At 34.9% G+C, this 24,974-nt stretch carries 34 protein-coding genes and 1 pseudogene; 15 read left to right on the top strand and 20 right to left on the bottom strand.

The features are described 5' to 3' along the window. The 16 genes from ANG_RS10470 to ANG_RS10395 form a co-directional block, all read right to left on the bottom strand. Positions 1–417, bottom strand: coding sequence for a conjugal transfer protein (locus ANG_RS10470; protein ID WP_020999431.1), 417 nt, complete (start codon positions 415–417; stop codon positions 1–3). Position 418: 1 nt separating this feature from the next. Continuing rightward, positions 419–646, bottom strand: a complete 228-nt coding sequence (locus ANG_RS10465; protein ID WP_002271001.1) for a hypothetical protein — start codon at positions 644–646, stop codon at positions 419–421. Between the two features lie 16 nt (positions 647–662). After that, positions 663–1,655, bottom strand: coding sequence for a conjugal transfer protein (locus ANG_RS10460; protein WP_003034679.1), 993 nt, complete (start codon positions 1,653–1,655; stop codon positions 663–665). Between the two features lie 9 nt (positions 1,656–1,664). Beyond that, entirely contained in the window at positions 1,665–2,219 is a 555-nt protein-coding gene (locus ANG_RS10455) for a hypothetical protein (RefSeq protein WP_003034624.1), read from the bottom strand. Then, positions 2,216–2,452, bottom strand: a complete 237-nt coding sequence (locus ANG_RS10450) for a hypothetical protein (protein WP_000456039.1) — start codon at positions 2,450–2,452, stop codon at positions 2,216–2,218. Before ANG_RS10450 ends, ANG_RS10455 begins: the two co-directional genes overlap by 4 nt. A 19-nt stretch (positions 2,453–2,471) precedes the next feature. Continuing rightward, positions 2,472–2,858, bottom strand: coding sequence for a hypothetical protein (locus ANG_RS10445; RefSeq protein WP_003034694.1), 387 nt, complete (start codon positions 2,856–2,858; stop codon positions 2,472–2,474). Further along, on the bottom strand, positions 2,836–4,008 hold the full coding sequence (locus ANG_RS10440; protein ID WP_229031609.1) for a replication initiation factor domain-containing protein: 1,173 nt from the start codon (positions 4,006–4,008) through the stop codon (positions 2,836–2,838). The genes ANG_RS10445 and ANG_RS10440 overlap by 23 nt, the downstream gene beginning before the upstream one ends. 113 nt (positions 4,009–4,121) lie before the next feature. Continuing rightward, on the bottom strand, positions 4,122–4,376 hold the full coding sequence (locus tag ANG_RS10435) for a Txe/YoeB family addiction module toxin (RefSeq protein WP_003034719.1): 255 nt from the start codon (positions 4,374–4,376) through the stop codon (positions 4,122–4,124). Beyond that, positions 4,369–4,635, bottom strand: a complete 267-nt coding sequence (locus ANG_RS10430) for a type II toxin-antitoxin system Phd/YefM family antitoxin (protein WP_003034688.1) — start codon at positions 4,633–4,635, stop codon at positions 4,369–4,371. The genes ANG_RS10435 and ANG_RS10430 overlap by 8 nt, the downstream gene beginning before the upstream one ends. A gap of 263 nt (positions 4,636–4,898) precedes the next feature. Beyond that, entirely contained in the window at positions 4,899–6,557 is a 1,659-nt protein-coding gene (locus ANG_RS10425; RefSeq protein ID WP_003034653.1) for an FtsK/SpoIIIE domain-containing protein, read from the bottom strand. 6 nt (positions 6,558–6,563) lie between these two features. Then, a complete protein-coding gene (locus ANG_RS10420; RefSeq protein ID WP_003034661.1) occupies positions 6,564–6,974 on the bottom strand; it encodes a DUF961 family protein in 411 nt (136 codons plus the stop codon). Positions 6,975–6,996: 22 nt separating this feature from the next. Next, a complete protein-coding gene (locus tag ANG_RS10415; protein WP_000406626.1) occupies positions 6,997–7,311 on the bottom strand; it encodes a hypothetical protein in 315 nt (104 codons plus the stop codon). Positions 7,312–7,425: 114 nt separating this feature from the next. After that, positions 7,426–7,653: a hypothetical protein gene (locus ANG_RS10410; protein ID WP_003034721.1), complete on the bottom strand. Its 228-nt coding sequence runs from the start codon at positions 7,651–7,653 to the stop codon at positions 7,426–7,428. A gap of 30 nt (positions 7,654–7,683) precedes the next feature. Beyond that, positions 7,684–7,920, bottom strand: coding sequence for a hypothetical protein (locus ANG_RS10405; RefSeq protein ID WP_003034655.1), 237 nt, complete (start codon positions 7,918–7,920; stop codon positions 7,684–7,686). A 128-nt stretch (positions 7,921–8,048) separates the two neighbouring features. Next, on the bottom strand, positions 8,049–8,327 hold the full coding sequence (locus ANG_RS10400) for a type II toxin-antitoxin system YafQ family toxin (RefSeq protein WP_003034637.1): 279 nt from the start codon (positions 8,325–8,327) through the stop codon (positions 8,049–8,051). Beyond that, complete coding sequence (locus ANG_RS10395) at positions 8,328–8,600, bottom strand: type II toxin-antitoxin system RelB/DinJ family antitoxin (RefSeq protein ID WP_003034600.1); 273 nt, start codon at positions 8,598–8,600, stop codon at positions 8,328–8,330. Positions 8,601–9,272: 672 nt separating this feature from the next. Between ANG_RS10395 and ANG_RS10390 the strand changes: the two genes are divergently transcribed. Both ANG_RS10390 and ANG_RS10385 read left to right on the top strand, forming a co-directional pair. Continuing rightward, a complete protein-coding gene (locus ANG_RS10390; protein ID WP_003034723.1) occupies positions 9,273–9,635 on the top strand; it encodes a helix-turn-helix domain-containing protein in 363 nt (120 codons plus the stop codon). A 6-nt stretch (positions 9,636–9,641) separates the two neighbouring features. After that, a complete protein-coding gene (locus ANG_RS10385; RefSeq protein ID WP_003034663.1) occupies positions 9,642–10,493 on the top strand; it encodes an ImmA/IrrE family metallo-endopeptidase in 852 nt (283 codons plus the stop codon). Positions 10,494–10,512: 19 nt separating this feature from the next. Here the strand turns inward: ANG_RS10385 and ANG_RS10380 are convergent, their stop codons facing one another. After that, the gene (locus ANG_RS10380) at positions 10,513–10,866 is read right to left on the bottom strand and encodes a hypothetical protein (RefSeq protein WP_003034700.1); all 354 of its coding nucleotides are present in this window, start codon (positions 10,864–10,866) and stop codon (positions 10,513–10,515) included. A gap of 246 nt (positions 10,867–11,112) precedes the next feature. Here ANG_RS10380 and ANG_RS10375 point away from each other — a divergent pair, with 246 nt between their 5' ends. Genes ANG_RS10375 through ANG_RS10360 form a run of 4 tightly spaced genes read left to right on the top strand, consistent with a single transcriptional unit; the run spans position 11,113 to position 14,880 of the window. After that, positions 11,113–11,640: a hypothetical protein gene (locus ANG_RS10375; protein ID WP_003034714.1), complete on the top strand. Its 528-nt coding sequence runs from the start codon at positions 11,113–11,115 to the stop codon at positions 11,638–11,640. Between the two features lie 26 nt (positions 11,641–11,666). Further along, the gene (locus tag ANG_RS10370) at positions 11,667–12,185 is read left to right on the top strand and encodes a hypothetical protein (RefSeq protein WP_003034614.1); all 519 of its coding nucleotides are present in this window, start codon (positions 11,667–11,669) and stop codon (positions 12,183–12,185) included. Further along, positions 12,178–13,200 carry a radical SAM protein gene (locus tag ANG_RS10365; protein WP_003034698.1) on the top strand — a complete coding sequence of 341 codons (1,023 nt, stop codon included), beginning with the start codon at positions 12,178–12,180 and terminating at the stop codon, positions 13,198–13,200. The genes ANG_RS10370 and ANG_RS10365 overlap by 8 nt, the downstream gene beginning before the upstream one ends. 57 nt (positions 13,201–13,257) lie before the next feature. Then, positions 13,258–14,880, top strand: a complete 1,623-nt coding sequence (locus ANG_RS10360; RefSeq protein WP_003034691.1) for an ABC transporter transmembrane domain-containing protein — start codon at positions 13,258–13,260, stop codon at positions 14,878–14,880. 280 nt (positions 14,881–15,160) lie between these two features. On the opposite strand, the gene ANG_RS10355 is transcribed toward ANG_RS10360, so the two are convergent. Together ANG_RS10355 and ANG_RS10350 are read right to left on the bottom strand one after the other, a co-directional pair. Further along, positions 15,161–16,303, bottom strand: a complete 1,143-nt coding sequence (locus tag ANG_RS10355; RefSeq protein ID WP_003034729.1) for a site-specific integrase — start codon at positions 16,301–16,303, stop codon at positions 15,161–15,163. Between the two features lie 53 nt (positions 16,304–16,356). After that, complete coding sequence (locus ANG_RS10350) at positions 16,357–16,698, bottom strand: DUF771 domain-containing protein (protein ID WP_003034684.1); 342 nt, start codon at positions 16,696–16,698, stop codon at positions 16,357–16,359. Positions 16,699–16,875: 177 nt separating this feature from the next. Here ANG_RS10350 and ANG_RS11525 point away from each other — a divergent pair. Beyond that, a pseudogene (locus ANG_RS11525) lies at positions 16,876–16,980 on the top strand (IS982 family transposase); the annotation flags it as partial. On the opposite strand, the gene ANG_RS10345 reads toward ANG_RS11525, so the two are convergent. After that, complete coding sequence (locus tag ANG_RS10345; RefSeq protein ID WP_003034645.1) at positions 16,965–18,161, bottom strand: BaiN/RdsA family NAD(P)/FAD-dependent oxidoreductase; 1,197 nt, start codon at positions 18,159–18,161, stop codon at positions 16,965–16,967. The pseudogene ANG_RS11525 and the gene ANG_RS10345 overlap by 16 nt on opposite strands. Positions 18,162–18,317: 156 nt before the next feature. Here ANG_RS10345 and ANG_RS10340 point away from each other — a divergent pair, with 156 nt between their 5' ends. The 8 genes from ANG_RS10340 to ANG_RS10305 all read left to right on the top strand — a co-directional run bounded on the left by ANG_RS10340 (position 18,318) and on the right by ANG_RS10305 (position 24,938). After that, positions 18,318–18,812, top strand: a complete 495-nt coding sequence (locus ANG_RS10340; protein WP_003034640.1) for a DUF536 domain-containing protein — start codon at positions 18,318–18,320, stop codon at positions 18,810–18,812. Positions 18,813–18,860: 48 nt separating this feature from the next. After that, positions 18,861–19,676, top strand: coding sequence for a hypothetical protein (locus tag ANG_RS10335; protein ID WP_025272019.1), 816 nt, complete (start codon positions 18,861–18,863; stop codon positions 19,674–19,676). After that, on the top strand, positions 19,673–21,430 hold the full coding sequence (locus tag ANG_RS10330) for a glycerophosphoryl diester phosphodiesterase membrane domain-containing protein (protein WP_025272018.1): 1,758 nt from the start codon (positions 19,673–19,675) through the stop codon (positions 21,428–21,430). Before ANG_RS10335 ends, ANG_RS10330 begins: the two co-directional genes overlap by 4 nt. A gap of 149 nt (positions 21,431–21,579) precedes the next feature. Further along, on the top strand, positions 21,580–21,969 hold the full coding sequence (locus tag ANG_RS10325; protein ID WP_003034674.1) for a hypothetical protein: 390 nt from the start codon (positions 21,580–21,582) through the stop codon (positions 21,967–21,969). 60 nt (positions 21,970–22,029) lie between these two features. Next, positions 22,030–22,821 carry a hypothetical protein gene (locus ANG_RS10320; protein ID WP_003034629.1) on the top strand — a complete coding sequence of 264 codons (792 nt, stop codon included), beginning with the start codon at positions 22,030–22,032 and terminating at the stop codon, positions 22,819–22,821. 40 nt (positions 22,822–22,861) lie between these two features. Continuing rightward, on the top strand, positions 22,862–23,440 hold the full coding sequence (locus ANG_RS10315; RefSeq protein WP_142999032.1) for a hypothetical protein: 579 nt from the start codon (positions 22,862–22,864) through the stop codon (positions 23,438–23,440). Then, on the top strand, positions 23,427–24,047 hold the full coding sequence (locus ANG_RS10310; protein WP_003034658.1) for an ATP-binding cassette domain-containing protein: 621 nt from the start codon (positions 23,427–23,429) through the stop codon (positions 24,045–24,047). The genes ANG_RS10315 and ANG_RS10310 overlap by 14 nt, the downstream gene beginning before the upstream one ends. A gap of 30 nt (positions 24,048–24,077) precedes the next feature. Further along, complete coding sequence (locus ANG_RS10305; protein WP_003034626.1) at positions 24,078–24,938, top strand: helix-turn-helix domain-containing protein; 861 nt, start codon at positions 24,078–24,080, stop codon at positions 24,936–24,938. Positions 24,939–24,974 lie beyond the last annotated feature (36 nt).

Genomic DNA, 24,974 nt, shown 5'->3' with positions numbered 1-24,974 from the left:
TTATAAATCTGTTTTTTCAAAAACAATTTCTTCTTCATCCATCATTTCCATTCTATCTTCATGATAAATCGCCTTACGATTGAGCTGAAAATCCATCATGTAGCAGAGATAATCCCATAGGAAAACGTGCATTTTCTTTCCTTGTGGTTCATACTCTGTATAAAATTTGGCGAGTTTATAAGGAATATACCAGTAAAGATAGAGCGAAATGGAATGTGTTAATTTGTTCAACGGAAGAAGAATTGAGTTAAATACTGTCAACATCAAAATTAAGACCAAGGTAAAGACCACGAAAAAGGAAAGTTGCATGGGTGTTGCAAAATACCAAATGCGTTTTCCTTTTTGTGTTTTGACTTCTTGAATCCAGTAGGGAGCGTTTATCCCTCTAGCGTAATCATATAGTCGTTCTTCTTCCATATCATAACCCCGTTTCAATACCAAATAGACGAAGGAACCAGCCAAGGACATGGAGCAACTGTTTTCCACCTCCTGTTAAAGATGCAATAACAGTATAGAAAATAAGGGTTGAAAACAGACGTCCCCAAGAGCTGTTTCTCCAAGCTAGAATGATAAGAATAATCGCTCCAAAGGTAATGAACCAGAAGCCATCTCCTTGTAACCATGTTTGTAAATTAGATGAACTCATAGATTAAAATCTCCTTTTATTCTTTTGTATCTGCGTAATTAGCAGGAATGGTATGGCTGACTTTCTCCACATAATAAGACTTGCCTTTTTCTGATAAGGCCAAGGTAAAGTTTTCAGCATGTGTCGAGCCTGCGACTTCAAATGTCACTTGAACATAAGCCATTATCGTTTTATCTGTTGCTTTGTAGTAACTAAAATCCAAGGTTTTAAAAGTGGCATTTTTTACAACCGTTACATTGTGAGCCACTAAGTCCAAGTTATCTTGGTCAGTCGTATAGTTAGTGAAGAAAACATTGAGAAACTTATCCAGTTTCTTCTTTGCTTTCTCTGAAATCCTATCTGACTGATTGAGCTTGACCTCTGTATCGGTACTTTTCTTATCTGCCTGATTGGTTGATAAACTAGAAAACCAAGGTAAGCCCGTAACATAATAGCCCGTTTTTGTTTTGGAATAAGGGATATTAAACCCCGTCACCAATTCTTTTTCTTCTGTCTTATCCCCATTTTTTACAGTCTGTTTATAATGCACCTCATACGTTGCCACATTATCTGTAACCGTTAGCAAACGTGACCAGCTCAATTGGCTAGGATTTTTGACTTGACCTTGTGCTTGAATATCAGGCTCTGAACCGTAGAAGCTCTTTAATTGCTTCGCTTGTTTGGTTTGACCGTCTGAATCCGCAGGAATCGTGAAGTAGCACTCTACAAAATCATTCAGATAATATTGCAGGCGATTATCTATTGTTTGGGGAGCAGAAGAGGTAGAAGAAGTAGCTTGCTTAGAAGTTATCAGTTTTTCAAGATTGGTGACTTTACTAGACATTGTCATGGCACGAATACTTCCTAGTAGCCCCACAAGCAAAATAAAAGCCAATCCTGACAGAACAGCAAGATTGACTGTTTTTTTGTTGGCAAGGGTTAATGCTGGTTTTCCTTTCTTTTTAGGGCGTTTAGTAAAGTTTCCAAGATAAGTTTTTAAGTGATGATAGATAAGTTTTACTGTATTCATAAGTACTCCTTACTGATTGGCTAGTTCAATCAATTTATTTCCTTTGGCATAAAGTTGTTTATGAAGTTTATTAAGTTCACCGTTGACATAGTAGTAACCGCGCAATTCAGCGTGAAGGCTTTCAATCAGTACTTCAGGGAGTTGTTTCACCTCTTCTTTTTTAAGAAGCCCGTGCAATTCCCCTGCTTTTTTCCAAGCTTCTTTATCATCATGGGCTTTCATCAGTTCTCCTAGCTCCAATGAGACCGCTCTGACTTTCTTTTCGAGTGTATTTTGTGTTGCCATTATCAGTTCCTCCATAAATGTTGTTTGATTTTCTAAGATAACCTGTCTAAAAAGCGTGACAAGTTGTGTCGTCATGTGTTGATTGAAATCTAACACTTGACCATCCAGTGTGAAATAAGTGTGTTGGTAGTGGGCGGGATAATCAAGGTCAAGGGTTTTCCGTGCAAAAGTGTCTAAGAAAAACTCTTTTTCCTTCATCAGGACAATGTACAGATTCCAGAATTCGTTTTTATCAGGAAAGCAGGAAATTCCCTCGTAAATTTTCTTTACAAGCTTCATACGTCATCTTCTACCAAATCATGATAGCCAAGAAATCGATAGATGTCATCAGAATCAAACCAAAGCCAATCATTGATTTCTGTTTCTGTGGGGATACTTCCTGAAAAAATATCTTCACCAAGTGAGGTTAGTCTGTCCATATCCCCCCGTTCACGGACAGTGGCTAGTGTATTGCGTGCACCTGACCAAGCCCTGAAATTGTCCAGACTATTCAATTCAACTTTATATTCCATTTCCTTTTTCCTTTCAGTTTTATAGTACCAATTGAGCATAACCCGTCTGTAGGAGCATCTCTGCCACCCAGCGAGCATTTTTACTCATCTTGTTTAATGGTTTTGTTTTTAACTCTTCAAAAAAAGGCTGTCTAGCCTCTTGTCTAGTTGCCCTTTTAATCGCATTTTGTCGGTGATTTTTATCTTTAAAGGATTGCTTTCTAAATTGTTCCGCATATTTTAATTCAGAATCTTTCTTAGGTTGATAATATAAGAGCCCCCAATAATCAATTAAATCTTTAACCAATTCAAAATCGTAAAACGATAGGTAGAGTTCTTCATAACCGACTGGGAAGGTCTTTGTTTGAAGAGGGCGATTGAATTTATCGGGGACATTTATAGGTTTATATCTGTCCGACAATAACATCAAAATCAACTCCGTTTCGTTCACAAATTTCTTCTGCTAGTTTAGTATGATTGTTACTCAAATAGGCTTCAGAAATGATTTCTGAAAGCTCATCTGTCTGATAGACCATATCAACGATTTTCAGCAATTTCAAAGCACTAGAGACTTGTTTTGTGACCCAATGTTTTGTCCTTGCGTAGTTAATTTGACGGGGACGTGTGACAAATTTAAAACCCGCTTGTGTACCAAGCAGGTTATCCCATTCACTATCATAGTTGCCATTCCAATCTTTCACTTCAAAATAGTTGTTTAAAATCCGAGCGCCTATTTTGGTCAAGTCCGTTTCCAGTGTATACCATTCTTTCAAAATATCAAACGCCTTAGTATCATGTAGTTCAATCTCATAGCGGTTTTTGTAATTATAGGCTTCATGGATATAGTCAACAGATACATCTTTTAAGAGAGCTTGTTCATAATCTTTTTGATAAAAGCGAATCATGAGGCTTGATTGACGACTACCAAAGTTTAAAGTCAATCCTTGATTAACAAAGCGATTTTCAACTTTTTTCAAGCCCTCAATAGCAGTAAAGGTTTTTAGTTTTTTCATGATGATTTTATTGTCAAAAATCCGATTTTTAATATCAAATAAGTCAAGATTCCCTGACTTTTTGTATAATTCATCAAGGGCAATATCAAAGCGGGGGAAGGCTAAAAAGTCTTCCAAAGGTCTATCTTTTCGTTCTTGTTCCGCAAAGAGAAAGACATCATGGAGAAAAGAAAACCAATTCCGACCTTGTTGTTTCAATAATAATTCAAACTCACGACAACCCCCTCCTGTTAAATCAATCAGTGTTCCAGCCTCTGCTTTCTTTTCAGAATGGGAATAAAGCACCCGAATTGAACCATAAGTCACCATATCTGAATAGCTGTATAAGCTTTTTTCTTCGTGAAAAAAATTCGTTGGTCTTAATTTTAAAACGTGTGTGATGATAGCTTTAAAATCAAGTGTTTTGAACCGAATTTTTAACCAATCCACCGTGCTTTCTAGTTTGGCTTCTGATTTGCGATTCAGAAAGTGAAAGAGTGTTTGTTCAAATTCTTTAGTCATCTTTCGTTGACCTTGTTCAATGTTTCGGTAGTTGTAGTAACTATAACCAATCATCGTTGCCATTTTACGTTGGGTAAATCCTAACTCAAGCCGGATACGTTTTAATTCAACATTTGTCACAATTACTTTCCCTCCTTTTAACAATAAAAATAGCAGCCAATGGATAATGACTGCTTTTATTTATAGTGGTCTCGAAAGGATAAGAAATAAATCTCATTTTCTTCCACCATATAGACTAATCGGTGTTCATCTGTAATTCTACGAGACCAAGCACCGGAATAACGGTATTTTAAGGGTTCAGGCTTTCCAATCCCTTCAAAAGGATTTCGTTTGATATCCTCCATTAAACGATTGATACGTTTGAGTATCTTTTTATCTTCTTGTTGCCAAGAAACATAATCTTTCCAAGCTTGTTCTGTAAAGTTAAACATCTTCCACCTCTAATAATGGGCGTTGAATGACTTTCTTTTGCTTGACTTGTTCCATTCCTGATAGAACCTTGTCTGAAAGATAATCATTATTCATTAGGCGAATGGTTTCTTGAATACTATCCCAGTTTTCCTTAGATAAGACCACAATATTTTCATCAGGATTTTTATTGACAACCATTAGAGGTTCATATTCATCGTTGACTTTTTTCATGTAATTCTTTAAATTGTTTCTAAAATTTGAATAGACGACAGCTTCCATTTTATATCACCTCACTTTAAGACTATTCTTATTATAGCACTTGACAGGAAATTGTACAAGTATTTGTTTTTTGTGTTTATGCTAGCTAGGCTAGTCATTGGGATAAGAACAGCCTTTTAAGGGCTTGTGTTAGTTTTAACCCCCCTATTAGTATCGGGAGGTTAAGCCCTTTTGGGGCGTGCCTAGGGCACACCCCAAAACGCCCGCTTGTCAGCTCGGTCGGGCAGGTCGGACGGGCGTAGCCCTGACCTTGACCTTCGTGCCTACGCTGGCTCAAGAGGTGTTTCAAAGTGTTGAAGGACAACTTGCTTATAGGGCAAGTCAGCCTGTTCTTTCTCTATCACAATTTCCTCCAACAAAGCAATATCTGCTTCATCTAACAGAATACGGTTGTCCTCTCTGATGAATGGATAGTACTGTTCCTCTATGTATTTCACAAGGTTTCGTAAGGTTGAAATGGGCACATCAAATTCTTTGGCAAAGTCATTCAGAGGAAGGAGGGGAGATTCTGCTTGTTCAACGGACAAGTCAGATGATGACGTTTGAGTAGTTTCTGTTGTTTCTAATAGTGGGTCATCTAAGACGGGTAGTTTCTTGTATTCCTCAAAGAAAGAAAAGCCTTCCTCAAGGGGAACAATAGGTGAATAAAATTCTCTAGCCACCTCTCCACCATTTGCAATATAACCACGACCGAAAATCTCCTCTCCGTCAATTTCATCAATCTTTTTGAAAACTTTATTCGCGTTAGCGTCCCCAAACATCATTTTATTCCCAGTATCTTCTAAGTGCCCAACAGAAATCCGTTTCATAAATTGGTCACGTAAAGACGTTTTGAGGTATTCTCCGTCAGGACGTTGCATAGCAACAATCATGATAACTCCAGATTGGCGACCTTTTAAAATCAATTCTGTTAGGTATTCGATAAAGTCTCCAGATGATTGGTAATCTCGCTCTAATTTAGCGGCTAAGGCTGCCAACTCATCAATGACGATAAAGCGAGGCTTTAGCCCATAAGCATAATACTTTTTCCCTGCTTGATAGTCAGGGTGACTGGTCATGTAATCATAACGTTTGTCCATTTCTTGCTCGGCACGCTTTAAACAAGCTAACATTTCTTTTTTATCCCAGTAAACCCACCCTTTAAAGACAGGAATCTGTTTCAATCCGACAAAGTCAGAGCGCTTCGGGTCAAGAATTTCCACATAACCAATTTGTGCCAAGACCCAAATCAAAATCATCAAGAGAACCGTTTTACCACCACCCGTTCCACCACCAATCAGCAAGTGTGGGTATTTATTGAAATCCCAATAGACATCTTTCATTAGGCGGATTCCCTTATCTGTCATCTTAACATCAAAGATAGATAAGCGACCTGAAAATTGGTCAATGGCAATGGTGTAGGACACGTAGCCTTTGGTAAATTGCTTATTCATAAAGTCTCCGTCAAGCATAATTTCAAGAGGCTTTTCAAGAGCAATAAAACGGTCTTGGAATCGGCTACCTTGAAGGTGGAGTGAAACGGTAATACTAAAACGGTCACACTTCAAATACACTTTGGGTAATAGAATCCGTTCTCTTGTGTGATGATTTGACTTGATTTTCTTGACCTTATACAAGTTATTATCCAGCAAAAAGTGGGAAAGAATCCGTAAACTATCTAGACGGCTAAAGAAAAGAAATTTTCGGTAACAAATCACTTGTACCAAGCCGTCTAGTAGCAGCAATCCTAATACACTTCCACTAAAAAGAATCCCATAGGTTAGCGGGTCACGTTGAAATTGGCTTTGAAGCTGGTTTTGGTTCAGGTAAGCTAAAAAGCCCCCTCCAAGGAGAAAGGGCAGAAGAAAAAGAGCAAAGGTTAGCCGTTTGATTTTTTCATGAAACTTCCGAACACGAATCCCCCGATAGGTGAACAGCTTCATAGGCGCTTATCCTTCCTTTTTCGGTTCAGGCTTCCCTGCTAAGACAACATCTTTAGCCCGTAGTTTAACCCCACTTGTCAAGACACGGCGATTGTTAATAGTTTCTGAATTTGACCAGAAGCGAGCCGTAGGAGCTACAAGTGTTACTTCCTCATTGTAGTTCTTTTCAGCGGTCATTTGAGCCACTTTGGCTTCAGGTGGAACCGTTACGGTAATATCCCCGTTTACAGCAGAAGAGTAGAGCTTCACATCTACATAGTCCACTTCGTCTGTTTCACGGCGTTTTTCTTCACCTGTTCCTTCTTCAAGGTAATCTTCCCATTTCATACTAGGAAGGGCTTCAAGAAAATTAAGTGTTCCAAGTGTTTTGGCAGTATCAAAAGTTTCAATCACATCAGCAGCAAATTTTACAGTCATAATGTTTCTCCTATTCTATTTCTTATTTAGACTTTACTGTACGCATTTCTTCCGCAACAATAACATTTTCATGTTTGCGTTTGCCTCCAAAACGGAAGTTACGACGTTCAATAGCAATCCCACGTGGGAAGACAACTTTTTGACGCCCTTCAGGGACATCTGACATTTTAAAGCCTTCTACAATAAGAAAGGCAGACGGCTCTTTTCGACTTGAAATTTCAAAAATACGATAAGAGACAGGGTTATAATCATTGGCACGGACTTCTTCCATACCTGAGACAAAGACCTCATTTCCTAAGACTTGGTTTTGGTCAACGAATACTTTTGTAATTTCCATTCTATTTACCTCATTTTCTATTTTGTTTAGGCCGTTTTATGACTTGTCTAGGTCAAAAAAATAAACTCATCTTTTTAATCTACAGGTGCTCTTACTCTAGTCATACTGTCCTCCTTACATTCCAAAATAAGCTTTTTTGATTTTAAACTGAAAAGCCTTTTTACAATTTAAAAGCTCTTTAGCAAACTGGTCATGGGTATCATGGCGTAAAAAAAGACTGTCCATTTCGTTTAGACAGTCTCGGTAGCACGTTTCACAGTGTGCAGGATTCGTGTGATAAATTTTAAGGGAGAAAAGAAACTTCTCATAGATTTGTTGGAATCGTTTTTCAAAATAATTCATGTTGTACCTCCATTCATGTTGTACCTCCATTCATGTTGTACCTCCATTCATGATGTAATCATGTTGAACTTTATATTTGTAGTGATTTTTCCATTGTACTAACTGAACCGTTGGCAAGCCTAGTTTTTGGTAGTTGTGAAATAACTTATCCATTTTTTCTAGCACTTGATAATATAAGACCTTTTGATAATGGTTATTCAGATAGATTTTCAAAGAAAAAACAAAGTTCTCATAAAGACGGTGAAAACTTTGTTCATAATCATTCATCTTTTTTCCTCGCTTTCCTTTAGAATGGCAATTTTTTGAAATGTCCGTTTGAAAGGACATGGATAGGCTAATCATTCATCCGCTTAAAGGAGTAGAAAACAAAAAAGACAGCTCACAAAGAACTGTCTTCACATCTTAAACAAATCCGCATGACTGCCTGTATCAGCTAAAGTCAATGTCAAAATATCGTCTTCAATCAGATAAATCAAGAGCCAATCTGGCTTGATGTGACATTCCCTAAAGCCAACAAAGTTTCCTTTGAGTTCATGGTCACGGTATTTTTCTTCTAGTGTCTGACCTAGACGGAGTTTTTCAATCACTTCATCTAAGAGTGCTATCTCTAAGCCTCGCTTTTTAATCCGTTTATAGCTCTTTTTAAAAGCAGAGGTAAACTTGACTTGATACATCTAAACTTCCAGAGCCTTCTTTAAATCTGCTAGATTGTCATAAGAAGCGACCGTTTCATCACGAGAGATTCGTTTAGCTTCTGCCAGAGCTTCTAAGGTCTTTTGGCTATAATTGGGAACTTCAACCGTGAAAGGAAGTCCACCACGCAATAGACATTGCCGAAGAAAAATATTGACTGCACTAGACATATCCATCCCCAAGTCATTAAATAATGAAGTTGCTTGGGCTTTGACAGTTTCATTAATCCGAATTTGAGTTGGTACAGTTGCCATAAACGCCACCACCTTTCATTATTTATTGTAATACAGATAGTTTACATTGTCAATCATTTGTGTTTGTTTTAGCGTTTTTCTACTCGTCTAAACAGATGAATCATCTGTTTAGGGCGTGCTCATATCGTCACACACTCAGTGTTGTTATCACCGTCCTATAGCTGTACTTGACTAATCTCTGTTATTATAGTCATCTCACTTCACTATAGCCACGATTAACCGCCTATGCTTACCCCAGCAGAACGTATCTTACCTGTCAGCATTTCCGACGCCACCAGCGCCAGCAGTTCCCCTTTGTTATCCGGTCAAGAGGGGCAAAAAGCCGAGTGCGTGAGATAATTCCAAAGGATTTTTGTGTTCATCTACTCCAACCTCCTTGACTTTTTGCGATAAAACCTGTACAATAATAGTTGTTAAATGATTATTGTGTGTTGGTCAGCTAAGCTTGAGTGAGGTTGTCTGACGCACTTTTTTATTCAATTTTCAAAGGACAGATTTAAATATTTTGCTAAATTGCCTTGTCTATTCTTTATTGAAGTTAATTTCACTTTTAGGTCAAGTCTAGCAAAATTATTATATAGCCAACTGACTATATTTATATTATATAGTCTTATGACTATATTGTCAAGAGTTTTTTGTAAAAAAAAGAAATTTTTTTAAAGAGGTATAAAAATGTTCCCTGAACGCTTAAAGGCTCTGCGTTTAGAAGCCAATCTGACACAAAACGATATAGCTAAAAGTTTAAATATATCGCAACCTTCATATGCCCAATGGGAAAATGGACGAAGAAAACCATCTTCAGAAACATTAGAAAAGTTTGCGCAGTTTTATAATGTTTCGACGGATTATCTTTTAGGTAAATCTGACTACAAAAATTCAGATGAAATTGACTTATCAACGTTTGAAGTTCTGTATCGGAAAACTTCTAAAAATTTATCGGATGAAGAGAAAAAAATACTAGAAGAAGATTTGAGAGAATTTCTGTTAGAGAGAGAAAAAACCATTAAGGCTATGAATAAAGAAAAGAAAGACTGATGTTTCGTGCAAAGAATTTACTTTAATGTTTGGAATCGTGTCAAACAAACACTTTATCCATTCATGAAATTAAATAAAGTACATCCTCTTTATTATACCTTTCAGGATTACTTCAATTATAAAGTCAACAAGAAAAATATACTGGTTATTCCTCACCATATCCGAATAGATATAGCAGGTTTTAATATCAATGATGATGTTTTAACGATTTCCTATCAAGATAGCGATTCTATCAATCGTCAAAATTTCACAAAATGTCATGAATTAGGACACATCTTATTACATCACAGTGGGCGAGTATTCACTGATTTTCATGATGATTCTTTACAAGAAAGGGAAGCCAATTTTTACTCAGCTTTTCTCTTAATGCCTGATATTGTGCTTCTAACTAAGATTTTTTATCAGCAAATGGCTTTTCAAGAGGTAGAAACAGCATTACAAGTTTCTGGACAAGCTCTTAAAACTCGTTTGACGGACTTCTTAAATTTTGAATTAGACATCAATAGACTATCTGCAAAACAAATTGTAGAAGATTATCTAACTAGAAAAAATAAACATATTATCGGTTACTTTGACCAAGTGAAAGACTATATCATCTCTGATTACAATGAATTTGAACCTAGCGCATTAGATAAGTTCAACCATTTAATAAATCAATCAAACTTCATTTCAGATATTGACTTACCAGAGCTAGCAGATACTCAATTCATCTCTTTGGTAAAACAATGTTATCCAAAATTCAAAATCTGGGGATTGTATGATAAGGGACAATCTATTAGCTATGCTTGGAACCCTAAACAACTAACAGAAGTAGAAGCCAAACGGCATGCAAAACTCCTTTTAATAGCAAGAAAATGACCTAGAGAAAATCTCTAAGTCATTTTTTTATATTTTTCTTATAGGCTTCACTATCTTTTTTATAAACTGTTTGTTTATTTCCTCCTGTTAGGAAGTTTCCTGTATCAAATGTTAAAGTCCCATCTTTTTTAATATCATAGGTTGCAACATATTCTCTTCCAGAAGCTGAAAAACTAAATGTTTTATTTTGAGAATCTACATTAGTTATCGGATGATTGTGATTTTCATGATATGTTCCTTGATTTCCTTTAATTTCAAGTACTAGATAATCATATTGGTTATAATATTTTCCGTCAAGAGTATTTTGTTTGGAACAAGATATTAGAAATATAGTAGCAATTCCTAAAAGTAATAGACTAAGTATTTTTTTCATTTTCCCAACCTCCTTTGATAATATTATACTAGAAAAATATTACAATTATGTAATACAAAAATAGACAAACCAAAAATATTGATTAATAATTATTCAATTTCTATTGAAAAAACTAAAAAGAAGTTGTATAATGATTGCGAAAATATGGTAAAGGAATAAGTAAGACATCAGAGCTAATTTTAATATAATAGTTAATTAAGCAGGGTAAAATAAGATGTTTTTCATCTTATTATGAGGAGGCATATTATGTCAAAAAAAATAAGAATTTTTAATTTGATAATTACAGCAGGGTTTATTTTATTAGCCATTATTTGTACTTATACTCATATTGACTATTTGATAAGTCTAGTCGGATTAGGAAGCTTGTTAATTATACTTGCTTTAGGAAATTATTATAGATATTGGGATAAAAAGAGGCACAATAATAAACATAAACAAAATAGAAGTATTAATATTCCATTAATTTTATTTTTCACTTTTCTTATTTGTGAACTGATTATAATGGGTATAATGCTTAGCTTAGGCGGTGGTGTTTCACTTAAAATCCAAAAGATACTAGCTTGTTTACTGTGTGTTTCAATATTTTGCATGTTGGTTGCTGGATATAAATTTGAAGATAACAAATTCCAAGATTCTAAAAATTTTTCAGAAGTTAGATACCTTGGTATAGCTATAAATCCCAAACATCCAATAGGTCGTATAATCTATATTAGTGCCTTTATCCTAATATTTATTATATTTTGTTTACTATTAATTTTGGGTCCCACACATTAACTCATATAATTGAAGGAGGTAACATTATGAGTAATAAACGTATTTTTGGTGATTCTTTAAGAGATATGGATAAACAGTCTAAATTTAGTTTAGATGTCCCAATGGATATCGCAGCCTCATTAACTCTTGATAACCTATCCGAACAAAATCTTCTGGCTCCATATGATTTTATAGAAAATGAAAGAATTCATTATGGCATGTCTAAGGATGATGTCTATTTACTGAAACCAACCGTAGAATATAGTAAAGGATGGTTTTATACTGTATCTTATGTAGCTTTACACGAAGTCGCGGCTGGTGCAAATGTAGTGGCAGGGTTGACCACAGTAGTAGGAGCTGCAACTTTAGTTGCAGTTGCATTAGGAGTTCTAGCTTCCGACCCTGATAAAAGTGAAGACTTTTTCAAAAAAATAGATAATGAATTTTTATCCAAAGTATCTCGAAAGGCACTTAAGACTGGTGGAGTATCATATTTAAAAGATGTAATTGAACAATTTGTTCAAACAGTTAGAGAGTATAATAACCTAGGAGAAGTCAATGAATGATTTAGAACCCAAACCTCGGACAGCAGCAATACTTATGACATATCAATGCATTGCTGAATGTGATGAATGCTGTTTCTCTTGTTCGCCTCGTCTAAAGGGGACTTCTTTAAGTTTCGACAAAATAAGAATATTTTTAAATAAGGTTAAGCAAATTGGAAGTATAAAAGTTGTCGTTTTTTCGGGTGGAGAATGTTTTATTAATTTTGAATTGTTAATTAAGAGTATCAAATATGCACACGAGTTAGGATTCCTAACAAGGTGTGTAACTAACGGATTCTGGGGTACCAGTATAGATTCTGCTAGAAAACGAGTTCAAAAATTAAAAGACAACGGATTAAATGAAATTAATTTTTCAACTGGTGATAGTCATCAAAAATTTGTTCCCGTAGAGTATGTTTTACATTGTACAATAGCAAGTATAGAACAGGGACTATTAACTTGTATCGCAGTAGAGACTAATAGTAGTAAAAAATTTAAAGTAGAAGATTTTATAAATCACCCACTCTATTCTAAATATATACAAAATAAAAGTTACTCTAAACTTTTAAAAGTTATGCCTACGATATGGGTTTCCTTTCATACAGATACAGTTTATAAATTTGATAAGACGCTTTTGTCAGGTAATGATGAAGGATGTGATGGAATATTTGATACAGTTGCCTTGGAACCTAGAAATGATGTAGTAGGGTGTTGTGGTCTCACTTCTAATGATATTAGTGAGTTACACTTAGGTAAAATCATGGATTCAGATTTAGAAAAGCTATTATCTAACCATCATAATGATTTTTTGAAAATATGGATTTTTGTAGACGGTCCTAAAAAAGTTGTTGAAACGGCTTCTAAATGGTTAGGGGAAGTGTCACCAAGTTTTGCTCATAAATGTTTATACTGTGCCTATTTATACAATAATAAACATTTACTAGAGGCAATAGAAAATAATTATATGGAAATTAGAAACGAGGTTTTGACAAGATATTTAGAAAAGGTAGTTATATTTAATTCAATAGCAAGTTAATTATTGTAAAGTTTTCAGAAACTGATAGTGTGATAATTATAAAGGAAAATCAATATTATGAAATTCTTTTGGAACTTTGTAAGGCAACATAAATATCATTTTACTTCTATTGTTTTTTTGATTTTATTAGGTGTGGTATTTTCTTTACCTATGCCATATATATCCAAACTTATTGTAGATAATGTTTTAATTGGTGGGAATCTTCAAAAACTATTCCCCTATATTATACTTGTAATCGTAATTATACTATTTCAGTTACTTGTTGGTAGGCTAAATTCTATAGCATCAGCACACTTTTTTCAAAGATTTTTAATGGTATTGCGTCAGCAAATTTTATCAGAAGATGCTTTAGAATCATTAACAAATGATTCTAATATTACAACTGTTATTTTTAATGATTCTGAGCTATATGTGACAAATGTTGAGAATACGGTAGTTCCTTTTATTTCAAATATAGGTCTGTTTTTGGGTTATTTGATATTAATGTCACAGATAAATATTAGCTTAACATTTATTGTATTATTTATGATTCCTATCTATATACTATGGATGATATATGTAGGAAAAAAATTAAAGTTACTAAGTTATGAACAACAAAACAATAGAGATTTATTGTTAAATAATTTAAACACGATAACAACAAATTATGAAGTTATAAAAATATTTAGATTGTTCTCAAAAGTATACAAAGAATTTAAAGAAAATATTAGCAGTAATTATGTAACTAATTCCGAAGTTAGAACTTTTCAAAATTTTATAGGAATTATATCTACAGGTATAATCTCTTCAACAACAATTTTAATTTTTGTTCTTGGAGTATTTTTGGTTGTTAATAATCAAATTTCAATAGGTGATTTAATAGCATTTAATACCTATAGTGGAGTAATTTTCTCGCCAGTTACCCAACTTGTAAATATCATAGCTACGGTATCAATTAGTAAGGTTTATGAACAGAGAATAGCAGAATTCTTAAAGATGTCTCCGAAAAGCCAAGCTACAGTCGACCTTAACAATTTGGATTCTATGAATTTATGTAATTTAAATATTTTTAGTGGTGAGAACAAATTAATAGATAATATTAATCTTACTTTCTTAAGAGGAGAAAGGATTCTGTTGTGTGGAGAAAATGGTAGTGGAAAGACTTTACTTTTGAAATCTCTTGTTAACTTATATGATAACTATACAGGAGATATATATTTTAAAAAGAAAAGTGGTGTATCACTAAAATTAGATAATCAAATAAAACTAACACCGGTTAATATTATTTATCTGTCAAATAATCAAGGCTTTCCACTAAAATCATTACGAGAAGAACTTTTATCAGACACAGTATCTGATAAAGACATATCTAATATTTTAAAAGATATTGGCTTATATGAAAAAATACTGACGTTAGACAAAGGGATTGACACTTCTGGTCAAGAATTAAGTAAACATCTTAGTTTAGGGGAGCTTCAGAAATTACGCCTTGCACGAGCAATATTATACTCTCCTAAGGTATTAATTTTAGATGAAATATTGTCGAATGTCGATACCTTATCTACTAGAAAATTACTAAGATTATTAAAGTCGAAACTTCCCACAGCAATCATAATTGCAGTGGGGCACCATCTTACTGAACTTGACTTTTTTGATAGAGTTTTAAAAATTGATGATAATTTATTGAAGGATATAAATTAAATCTATGAATATGATTATTATTTAATTACTATTTGATAGTATACTAAAAATATTTTAAATCAGTTACGACTATCATATTTGTTGTGTCCCAATTTTTCTCCCAAAAAATAAAAAAATAAACCACTTTTTAAGTAGTCTAGATTGTCCAAATGCTTTAAAATCAACAAAGTGATTTTAACTAAAGTATTAAAATCTCGGCCGCCGGTATTGCTTAAGTTTGAGAAGCGTTGATAAATCAGCGTTTCTTTTATTTTTGTTCAAAATTTGTTCAAAATAGTTTTTACTGGCTTAAACCGTGGAAAAAGTCACGGATTTTATTGTCCTCACGGATAGCTTTTTCTTTGATTAAATGCCCGTAAGTCTCACTGATTTGCTGAATATCTTTATGTCCCATATTCTTGGCGATTGCCCAGATGTCTATATCCATTGCCAGAAGTGTGCTTGCGTAAGTATGTCTTAAACCAGTACTAGTCATATTTGAAGGAGTAATAGACAATTCAGATAGTATCTTCTTTAATTGTTTATTGACTGCTGAATTTGTGGGTAGTCCAGATTGTTTATCAAAGAACAAACATTTGTCTGGATTAGAAACTTGATGGCTTCTTAAAACATACCTTTGTTCAGCCTTTAGCTTTTGTAAAATAGAGACTGTAGTATCATCAATCGGAACGTCACGGATAGAAGTTTCTGTTTTAGCTTTTGTCCAGCGTTTTCTTGTGCAATCATAGCGTCTATATGTTTTAACGGTCTTATTTTCAATATTGATACAATCCCAAGTTAAGCCAAGAACTTCTCCAAACCGCATACCTGTTTTCAGTTGGATATATAAGAGGTATGGAATGACGGATTCTTGATAATCGAGGAGATATTCTAGATACTGACAAAGTTTTTTATAATCTTCTAAGCTATGGATATATCTTTCATTTTTAGATTTTGGTGATTCTCTGCCAGATAGTACAACTCCTTCTGTGAATAAATCTATACTGAGCTTATCTTGCCTAGCAAAAATAAGGACACTTCGTATCTCTGCATTTAGGCGGCTGACATTATCACGACAATTTGTTTCAGCGTATTTATTGATAAATGCTTGATATTGGCTTGATGTGATGGATACAGCAGGTGAGTCTCCAAAGTATTTTTGAATAAACTTCCCACGCAAGCGATGCTTGTTTTGTGTAGATTCCATTTTATTCAGTGGGATGATTTTTAAATGGTACCATTTTTCCCACAATTGAAAGAGACTGATGTTTTTATCAATGACCTTTCCTTGATGTAATTTAATTTCTTGGGTCAAACCTTCAATTTCAGCTTCTTTTTTGGTTTTAAATCCTGATTTTGATGTAATATAGTTTCCTTTTTTGTCAGTGATACGATAAGACCACTTCCCTTTTTTCCCTCCGCGTTGCGTAATGTATAGTGACATGATTACCTCTTTTCTAAGAAATCGATAACCAAGGTTTTATCTTGGTTATCTTATCATAATTCAAAAATTTTTGCAAAATGTTCCTCAAAAAATTCTTTGGTTTTGCTTGCCAGAAAGTAATAGCGTCCACCTTGATTATCTGGGTATTTCACAAATCCATTGCTATTTTTATCAATGTCAATTTGCTTCCGAATTTCAGGTTTATAAAGCACGTTTTCGAGCAGCCATGGACGAGAGACGGAAAGAAGTTCTAAAACCTCAGAGAGCGTTAGATAACGCCCTTTTGAGGAGATTTTTTTGAGTTCTTCATACTCGGAACGGTCAACGATAATTTTATCGGGTGGTAGTTGTATCGTAATATTTTTTAAGTCAATTTGTAGGGTGGTTGGTTTCATAGGCAGTTAGTCTGTATCCATTTCTTGGTCAATGATGGTCACGTCTTTGATGTGTTTACTCTCGCGATAGCGTTTTGATTCTATAAATTTTACCCGTGGTGCTAGTTCACTTCAAAATACCATAAAAACCCATTTGGACTGTACTGTAAGTGACAAAATCAACAGGAGGTCATCCAAATGAGTCATTTACAGAATACCGCTAATTCTCATTACTTGGAATGGAACATAGGTCAATTATCAAAAATTTGTCAGACGCTCTGTCGAAACTATTGCCCAGATTCGATACTTTTTAGCAATTCCACACTTCCAGCGACCCAGCCAGTACAGAGAGCGACTGTAATATTAAATCCACCAGTATGAGCATTGATGTCCAGCACTTCGCCAGCAAAATAAAGCCCAGGAACTAGTTTGCTTTCTAAAGTCTTGGGATTGATTTCCTTAAGACTGACACCGCCTTTGGTCACAAAAGATTTGGCTAGAGACATTTTGCCTGTAATAGGAATCGGTAGAGCTTTGAGCTGTTGAATGAGCTCTTCTTTTTCTTTTCCAGTCAATTGTTTGCCTTTTTCAGGGAATGGCTGCGCGAAAAAGTCTGCCAGACGTTCAGGAAGTAATTGTTTGAGACTATTTTTGAGCGATTTTTCTCGGTTATTTTCTAAAAATGCTGCCAAATCATCTCTGCTCATCTGAGGCAAAGTATCCAAATAAATCATTTCTCCGCCTTTGATGAAACTGGACATCCGTAGAGCAGCTGGACCAGATAAACCAAAATGAGTAAAGAGCAGGTCGTGAGTGATGATATGCTTATCGTAGCTGAGGGTGACATCTTGTAGGGCAATTCCTTGTAAATCCTTGTGTGGAAAGTCAGTCAAAAGCGGGCTTTCAGCAGCTTCTAGCTCGGTAATCGTATGTTTGAAATGGCGAGCAATCTCATAGCCAAAGCCGGTAGAGCCAGTTGAAGGATAGGACTTGCCACCTGTTGTGACAATTAAGCGGTCGCAACTCCAAATGTACTCACTTGACTTGATGATAAAGCAATCTTCATTTTTCTTTACGGAAACCACTTCTGTCTGTGTTTTAATTGTAGCACCTAGCTCTTTCATTTTTTGTTCCAAGGTTTCAATAATCGTCCGAGACTTGTCTGTAGCTGGAAAAACACGACCGTGGTCTTCGACCTTGAGTTTGACACCATTCTCTGTAAAAAAGTTGATGATATCATGATTGTCAAATTGAGAGAAAACGCTGTAGAGGAAGCGACCATTGCCAGGAATGCCAGTCATGAGGTCATCCAAGTTACCGTTATTAGTCACATTGCAGCGACCACCACCTGTTCCAGCTAGTTTTTTACCTAATTTTTTGTTTTTTTCAAGGAGCAGGGTTTTCTGTCCATAAAAAGAACTGGAAATAGCAGCCATCATGCCGGAAGGACCACCTCCGATAACGATTGTATCAAAGTGTTTCATAGTATCTCTTTCTTTAGATAAATCTGTAAGGAATCTTTAAATTTCATTGTATCATAAATGCGGCGAAATTCCCTAAAATTCAGAGCAAATTTGACAGTTAAGCCTTGATATGATAAGATTTAGGTATCTATATCTAGAAATGTTTCAGAGGAAATTATGGCAATTGAAAAAACAGTCAGCGAGTTAGCCGAAATTTTAGGAATTAGCCGTCAGGCAATGAACAATCGAGTTAAAACTCTTGCACCCGAAGATACTGACAAAAATGAAAAAGGGGTCACTGTTGTGACGCGTAGCGGTTTGATAAAACTGGAGGAAATCTACAAAAAGACGATTTTTGAAGATGAACCAGTCAGCGAGGACGTGAAACAGCGTGAACTCATGGAAATTTTAGTAGATGAGAAAAATGCTGAAATCGTGCGCTTGTATGATCAGCTAAGAGCAAAAGATGTTCAATTGGCTAAAAAAGATGAGCAGTTGCGTGTGAAAGATGTTCAAATCGCTGAAAAAGATAAGCAATTAGATCAACAGCAACAACTGACTGCAAAGGCCATGAATGAACGTGAAACGTTGCTATTAGAATTAGACGAAGCTAAGGAAAAAGTACAAGCACAAGAACAAAAGGGCTTCTTTGCAAGATTATTTGGAAGATAATGAGAATCTCGGTTGAAGAAACTGGGATTTTTTTATAGAATGAAAAGTATGGTAAAGGAAGAACTAGCAAACAATATCAATATCCTTGGCTCTTTTTGTGGAAAACGCGATTTGCCAGAATTAACACAGTTAGCGTTGAAAAAGAAATATCACTTGAAACAAGTTGATGTCATGGTTCTGTTTGGCGGAAGTATTTTGGCTGGTGGAGACGTTTTGGCGCAGGCTATGTTAGAGGGAGTAGCAAAGACTTATATTATTGTCGGTGGGGCAGGACATACGACGGAGACTCTTCGGCAAGTGATCGCAAAGAAATATCCGAAAATAGAAACACAAACTTTTTCGGAGGCAGAAATTTTTAATGCTTATTTGAAAGAAAGGTATAATTTAACGGCTGATTACTTGGAATCTCACTCGACTAATTGTGGGAACAACATCACTTATTTGTTGGATTTGCTGAAAAGAGAAAAGATTGATTTTCATTCTATCATTCTTAGTCAAGATGCGACAATGCAGGCGCGTATGGAAGCAGGAATCAGGAACTATCTTTCTTCAGATACATGTATCATCAATTTTGCTACTTATCAGGCTGATGTAACCGTAAAGAATCAGAAGCTTGAATTTAAACAGTCGATTTACGGTATGTGGGAAATAGAGCATTATATCAGTCTGTTGATGGGAGAAATTCATCGTTTGTCAGATGATGAATCGGGATATGGACCAAGGGGAAGAGGCTATATTTCGCACGTAGAAATTCCTATAGAGGTTAGAACTGCTTTTGAAACATTAAAGAAAAGTTATGGAGATTTGATTCGCATAGCAAATCCTCTCTATGCTTCTACTGATGAGATAGATAAAGGAGAATGATGAAACAACGTTTAGACTTTCATAAGCTGTATTACAATCTTGATAAAATTTTATTTTTATTTTTTATCATTTTTATGGTAATGGAGTATCTCTGGTTACCTTTTAATTCCTGGGCTGCAGATTCTTTGCTGAAGCTGACAGGTTATCAATTTTTATCGTACAATAATGTCTTAGCGGTACTATCCAGCAATCTGTTGCTAACTCTAGCATTTATTGTATTATTTCTAGTGAACCTGCTAGTCGCTTATTTTCAGGTTGGTTTGCTCTTTTTAGGTGCTCATAATTTGCTGACTCAGCAGGGAAGTACACTTTTTGCATTCACTAAAAAAACAGTCTCTGATGGTTTTTCACTTTTAAAACAAGTTCGTCCCAGCAAAGTTGCATTTGTTTTATTGTACATTGGTTTGCTTTTTCCGTTCATTCGGAAAATCTTGAAAATTTATTATTTAAATAAAATTTTAATTCCGAATTTTATCGTGTCTTATTTACGAGATACTTACTTTTTAGCTGGAATTGGACTTGCTTTACTAGTATTGCTGATGCTGTTGATTGCTGTCCGTTTGATGTTTGCGTTGCCAAAAATTCTGATTGAAAATGTCTCTGTCAGAGAAGCGGTTCGATTTAGTTTGGAAAAAACACATAAGCGTTTGCTGTTCTATTCTTGGCACTTATTTTGGATTGTTACCAAGAGTTTTCTACTCTTTTTTGCCATAACGATTCCATTATTGTGCCTTCAAACTTATACGGACGGTCAGTCCAATCAAACTGCGCTTATAACCGGAGTTGTCAATTATGTGCTGATGAAAACGACTCACTATTTGATGTTGACCTATTTTTTAGTTAAATTTGTAGCTTTTTTGACAGAGAAAAGACTTTGTCACAGTGCACGCAGGAAGTTAGATCGACTCTATCGTTGGGTTGTTATGTCGATTGCTTTTTTAGCATTTGCAGCTGAGGGTTATAGCTATCTTCAGATTCCGTTGAGCAACAATCCTGCTGTGATTTCGCATCGTGGTGTTTCACAGGCAAACGGTGTCCAAAATACGATTCAATCGTTAGAGAAGACAGCCTTATTAAAGCCAGACTATATTGAAATGGACGTTCAAGAAACAAAGGATGGACAATTTGTCATGATGCATGATGCGAATTTATCTGCCTTGACTGGAGTTAACGCGAAGCCACAAGATTTGACGTTGACAGAATTAACAGCTTTGGATGTTACTGAAAATGGCTATCGTACAAAGATTTCGAGTTTTGATGCTTATTTAAAACGTGCTAATGAATTGGGTCAACGTTTGCTGATTGAAATAAAAACCAGTAAGAAAGATTCGCCTGATATGATGGAGCGCTTTCTGAATAAATATGGGAACACCATTAAACAATATGGCCACCAAATGCATTCACTGGATTATAAAGTCATCAATAAAGTAGTTAAATATGATGCCAGCATTCCAACTTTTTTCATTCTCCCTTACAATACCATTTTCCCACGTACTAAGGCAAGTGGCTATACAATGGAGTACTCCACACTTGATGATAATTTTATTTTCAAGCTGTGGCAAACGGATAAGAAACTGTATGATTGGACGGTCAATGATGAAAATGCTATTTCAAAATCGTTGCGTTTAGGTGTAGATGGCATTATCACTGATGATGTGCAGTTAGTACAAACAGCTATTAAAGAATTGCAAAATAATCCTAAATACGCCGACTTGCTAATCAATCAAGCTTTTGACTTTTTTAATTTTACATAAGACAAGCCCCTCTTAGTAATGAACTAGGAGGGGTATTTTGACAAAAATCTTTTTGTGATAAAAATATCTAAAAAAGATTGACAGCGTTTTCTCTATGTGCTATATTATTTTGTAGAGAGGAAGCAACTATTTTAGAAATGAGGTATAATATGACAAAAAGTAAATTAGGATTTATAGCTGTACTAGCTACTCTTCTTTTGACAGCAGGTTTGGTTGGTGCAAGAGGCAGACAAATAGGTCAACTTTCCCGCTTTCGGATTACTCCTGCCTTTGCAGGAACCTCTTACTTGCAGAAGATGAATAGTAGTTACTATGTTGTGAATTTAGATTCAAAAAGTCCACAAATTCGTGTAAAACACTATTTGGCAAATTCAAACGGAGCACGTCGGAGTGATGTTGACCTTACTTGGACAGGGCAACGTGGAGTTTATACAAATAATGCGCAAGCTGGTTATATTTACAACTTGAATTTAGCTCGTGAAAATTTTTGGGATGGCTCTTTCTTTATTGATGGAAGCTGGTCTCCAGACTCACACTAATCGGATAGTATAGTATTTTTACGAAATAGTTTCTTCCTCGTTTTTTAAAAGGAGACTAAAATGGTCAAATATAAGTTATTCCCTTTTCGACGCTCAATGTTCCTGATTCCCATTTTATTTTTAGGGATGATTTATCATGCTGCCATCGAACATATTTTGTTTTTTGATCCCAAAGCTCCAGACTTGGCTAAACTAGATGGAGCGGCTATCAAGCAACAATATTTACGAACAATGTTATCTATCCAGGGTAGTTTATTTGAGTATAATTTTTTCCAATCTTTCATATTTCCTATTCTTATCGTCTTTGCTGTTTTTATTTATCATTTTGTTAAAACCCGTCATCTGAAGTATGTAATTGGGAAGCAGAGGGATTATGATCGTAGGCTTTTTTCTTTAAAATGTCAAATGGGAGGATTGATTGTTGGGTTATTTACCATACTATTGCTAGTAATCATTGGTATTGCTCTAGTGATAAACAGGATGGAATATCCTCAATTAGAAATGTATTTTAATCCTCATTCTATATTAAGGATTTTTGCGCGCGGTACATGGGCTTATTTGCTTTATTATTTTTTGATAAAAGCAAGCGCTCTCTTTGTTCAAACACTCTTTGCCTGCTATCTTGTTGATTATTATGTTAGTTTCCCAAAAGCAGCCCTTTTATATTTATTCCTATTGTGGGGCTTAGCACCAATTTTATACAGCTTTTTACCAGTTTATCTGGTACCAATGTCGAATCTTATGATTACGGCTTACGGAGGTGTTTCACTGTGGCAAGTAGCGCTGACCTACCTTCCGTTTTTGCTTATGTATGGAGTCTTAAAAGTGAGAAAATCTTATGAGGTGGATTAAAAGATTTGTTTTCATTAGTAAAAGTGTTCTTACTTGTGTCATGATTTATCTGTTAATGACCAAGTTTAATGATCGCCATCTAACAGATTTGAAGCAGCTACTCACTTACCAAATCCTATATCCTTTTCCTGTCTTCCCACAAGAAAATTTCAATTTTTTAAGAGTAATTATGATTTTAGGCTTATCTTTTACTAGCTTTTTCATGACCTTTCTTTTACTGTCAGATTTATCAAATGGAGGTAGGGAATTAGTTCGTTTTCATTCAAAAAATAGCATGGACTATAAATATAAAATAGGAAAAGTCGTTTTACCGCACTATCTAGTAGAGTTTATCGTACAAGCTGTGTGCATTGTAGGAGTAGCATTAACCTTACCAAGTCTTTCTTGGAATCTAGCAGAAGTTTTGTATCTCTTAGTGTCTTGGTTTGTGGTTGATTGGCTATGTTTTTCAATGATTGAACTCTATAGCTCCTCATCTGTTATTGTCATTATGGCTCTTGCAGGGGAAATTTTAGTGCGATATCTATTGATGACCTATATAGGGTGGTTTGTGTTTATCATAGTAGCTTTATTTTTATTAGAATCGTATTGGAGGGAGAGACAGCATGTTAAAAATTGAACATGGTTTTAAAACCTATAAAGGAAATGTTGTTCTAAATGATATTCATTTGACATTTGAAAATCATCATATTTATGGCTTAGTGGGAATCAATGGTTCAGGTAAAACCTTGATTTTAAAAGCTTTAGCTGGTTATATAAAATTGGATAAAGGTACTGTTTATCAGGATAATATCCAAATTCGTAAGCGAAAAAACTATATTGAAAGAGCTGGGGTTTTGATCGAAAATCCAGAGTTTATTTCCCATTTATCATTGTTGGAAAACTTAGAATTAGTTAAACAATTATGCCGCCATAAGAAAGAAATTGATTTATCTTATTGGATTTCTTTGTATGGTTTAGAAAAATTCACACATACTGCTTATAAAAATTTATCACTTGGTACTAAGAAAAAAATGGCGTTAATACAAGCATTTATAGATTCTCCTGAAATCTTAATTTTAGATGAGCCAATGAATGCTCTTGATGAAAAAAGTGTAGCTGTCACACAAGACTTGATTTTGAAGCAAAAACAGAAAGGGTTGGTCGTATTATCTTCCCATTTAGCTTCTGATATTGATAATCTTTGTGATGTAGTTTATCGCATTCAAGAGGGGAAGGTGGTATAATATAGAGAGCAGAATAAAAGGATTGGTAGAATGAAAAAGGAAATCGCAGATTTAATCAAACGTTATCGGAAGAGACGCGGAATGTCTCAAAAAGAGCTGGCACAAGGGATTTGTGCACAGGGAATTATCAGTCGTATTGAAAGAGGTGAAATGGTTCCCTCTACCGATATTTTCTTTGGTTTAATCAAAAAATTAGAAATTGATATGAAACAAGTGGAAGAAATTTTTGCGATTCATTCAACTAATCATGATGTTTATTCAAAAGAAATTCAAGAGTTATTTTATAAGCGAGATCATCAGACACTGCTTTATATTGTTTCAAACTTTCCAGTTGAAAACTTCACCCCAAAAGAACTACTATATGTGGATTGGTATAAAGCTATTTTAGACTATCATCATTTTTCAAATTTTGAAAAATCTAAAAAGGAATTAGAAGTTTTAGCAGAATCTTCTAAGGAATATCCTGAATTGCACTTAAGAGTGTTAAATAGTTTGGGCAATATCTATATGGGAGAAGAAGACTATGAACAGTCCATGTCTTACTTTTTAGAAATTCTCCCAAATTATAAATTGTTGAATCAATTAGAATATGAATGGAGCTTTCTGATTAGCATATCTAGGTGCTATTTTTGCTTGAACGATATCGAAAAGGCGCTTTATTATAATACAATTGCTATCGAAAGTGTCCTAGAGCATAAATCGCTTTATCTCTTGGGGGAATTGTTATTGATGCAAGCCAATATTTTTAAAGCTCAGGGCTTAATGGAAGAAGCGTTGACAACTTGCAAAAGATCAATTGTTCTATTTGAGTTGGAAAATAATAGGCAGTTGAAAAATATTGCTCTATCATTGCAGTCTAAACTACAGAAAGAGGTCAAAAATGAAGACTGAATGGAAAAAATTGTTTTTAGGAATTATTGTAGGAGT

Source organism: Streptococcus anginosus subsp. whileyi MAS624 (assembly GCF_000478925.1).
Classification (GTDB): Bacteria; Bacillota; Bacilli; order Lactobacillales; family Streptococcaceae; genus Streptococcus; species Streptococcus whileyi.
Note: the sequence above shows the minus strand (reverse complement) of the source record. Positions and strands in the feature narration are given on the sequence as shown.

Bases quoted from the DNA above. Each gene is read 5' to 3' on its own strand.
- ANG_RS10470 (WP_020999431.1), bottom strand. From the start codon at position 417: ATGGAAGAAGAACGACTATATGATTACGCTAGAGGGATAAACGCTCCC.
- ANG_RS10465 (WP_002271001.1), bottom strand. From the start codon at position 646: ATGAGTTCATCTAATTTACAAACATGGTTACAAGGAGATGGCTTCTGG.
- ANG_RS10460 (WP_003034679.1), bottom strand. From the start codon at position 1,655: ATGAATACAGTAAAACTTATCTATCATCACTTAAAAACTTATCTTGGA.
- ANG_RS10455 (WP_003034624.1), bottom strand. From the start codon at position 2,219: ATGAAGCTTGTAAAGAAAATTTACGAGGGAATTTCCTGCTTTCCTGAT.
- ANG_RS10450 (WP_000456039.1), bottom strand. From the start codon at position 2,452: ATGGAATATAAAGTTGAATTGAATAGTCTGGACAATTTCAGGGCTTGG.
- ANG_RS10445 (WP_003034694.1), bottom strand. From the start codon at position 2,858: ATGTTATTGTCGGACAGATATAAACCTATAAATGTCCCCGATAAATTC.
- ANG_RS10440 (WP_229031609.1), bottom strand. From the start codon at position 4,008: ATGGCAACGATGATTGGTTATAGTTACTACAACTACCGAAACATTGAA.
- ANG_RS10435 (WP_003034719.1), bottom strand. From the start codon at position 4,376: ATGTTTAACTTTACAGAACAAGCTTGGAAAGATTATGTTTCTTGGCAA.
- ANG_RS10430 (WP_003034688.1), bottom strand. From the start codon at position 4,635: ATGGAAGCTGTCGTCTATTCAAATTTTAGAAACAATTTAAAGAATTAC.
- ANG_RS10425 (WP_003034653.1), bottom strand. From the start codon at position 6,557: ATGAAGCTGTTCACCTATCGGGGGATTCGTGTTCGGAAGTTTCATGAA.
- ANG_RS10420 (WP_003034661.1), bottom strand. From the start codon at position 6,974: ATGACTGTAAAATTTGCTGCTGATGTGATTGAAACTTTTGATACTGCC.
- ANG_RS10415 (WP_000406626.1), bottom strand. From the start codon at position 7,311: ATGGAAATTACAAAAGTATTCGTTGACCAAAACCAAGTCTTAGGAAAT.
- ANG_RS10410 (WP_003034721.1), bottom strand. From the start codon at position 7,653: ATGAATTATTTTGAAAAACGATTCCAACAAATCTATGAGAAGTTTCTT.
- ANG_RS10405 (WP_003034655.1), bottom strand. From the start codon at position 7,920: ATGAATGATTATGAACAAAGTTTTCACCGTCTTTATGAGAACTTTGTT.
- ANG_RS10400 (WP_003034637.1), bottom strand. From the start codon at position 8,327: ATGTATCAAGTCAAGTTTACCTCTGCTTTTAAAAAGAGCTATAAACGG.
- ANG_RS10395 (WP_003034600.1), bottom strand. From the start codon at position 8,600: ATGGCAACTGTACCAACTCAAATTCGGATTAATGAAACTGTCAAAGCC.
- ANG_RS10390 (WP_003034723.1), top strand. From the start codon at position 9,273: ATGTTCCCTGAACGCTTAAAGGCTCTGCGTTTAGAAGCCAATCTGACA.
- ANG_RS10380 (WP_003034700.1), bottom strand. From the start codon at position 10,866: ATGAAAAAAATACTTAGTCTATTACTTTTAGGAATTGCTACTATATTT.
- ANG_RS10375 (WP_003034714.1), top strand. From the start codon at position 11,113: ATGTCAAAAAAAATAAGAATTTTTAATTTGATAATTACAGCAGGGTTT.
- ANG_RS10370 (WP_003034614.1), top strand. From the start codon at position 11,667: ATGAGTAATAAACGTATTTTTGGTGATTCTTTAAGAGATATGGATAAA.
- ANG_RS10365 (WP_003034698.1), top strand. From the start codon at position 12,178: ATGAATGATTTAGAACCCAAACCTCGGACAGCAGCAATACTTATGACA.
- ANG_RS10360 (WP_003034691.1), top strand. From the start codon at position 13,258: ATGAAATTCTTTTGGAACTTTGTAAGGCAACATAAATATCATTTTACT.
- ANG_RS10355 (WP_003034729.1), bottom strand. From the start codon at position 16,303: ATGTCACTATACATTACGCAACGCGGAGGGAAAAAAGGGAAGTGGTCT.
- ANG_RS10350 (WP_003034684.1), bottom strand. From the start codon at position 16,698: ATGAAACCAACCACCCTACAAATTGACTTAAAAAATATTACGATACAA.
- ANG_RS10345 (WP_003034645.1), bottom strand. From the start codon at position 18,161: ATGAAACACTTTGATACAATCGTTATCGGAGGTGGTCCTTCCGGCATG.
- ANG_RS10340 (WP_003034640.1), top strand. From the start codon at position 18,318: ATGGCAATTGAAAAAACAGTCAGCGAGTTAGCCGAAATTTTAGGAATT.
- ANG_RS10335 (WP_025272019.1), top strand. From the start codon at position 18,861: ATGGTAAAGGAAGAACTAGCAAACAATATCAATATCCTTGGCTCTTTT.
- ANG_RS10330 (WP_025272018.1), top strand. From the start codon at position 19,673: ATGATGAAACAACGTTTAGACTTTCATAAGCTGTATTACAATCTTGAT.
- ANG_RS10325 (WP_003034674.1), top strand. From the start codon at position 21,580: ATGACAAAAAGTAAATTAGGATTTATAGCTGTACTAGCTACTCTTCTT.
- ANG_RS10320 (WP_003034629.1), top strand. From the start codon at position 22,030: ATGGTCAAATATAAGTTATTCCCTTTTCGACGCTCAATGTTCCTGATT.
- ANG_RS10315 (WP_142999032.1), top strand. From the start codon at position 22,862: ATGATTTATCTGTTAATGACCAAGTTTAATGATCGCCATCTAACAGAT.
- ANG_RS10310 (WP_003034658.1), top strand. From the start codon at position 23,427: ATGTTAAAAATTGAACATGGTTTTAAAACCTATAAAGGAAATGTTGTT.
- ANG_RS10305 (WP_003034626.1), top strand. From the start codon at position 24,078: ATGAAAAAGGAAATCGCAGATTTAATCAAACGTTATCGGAAGAGACGC.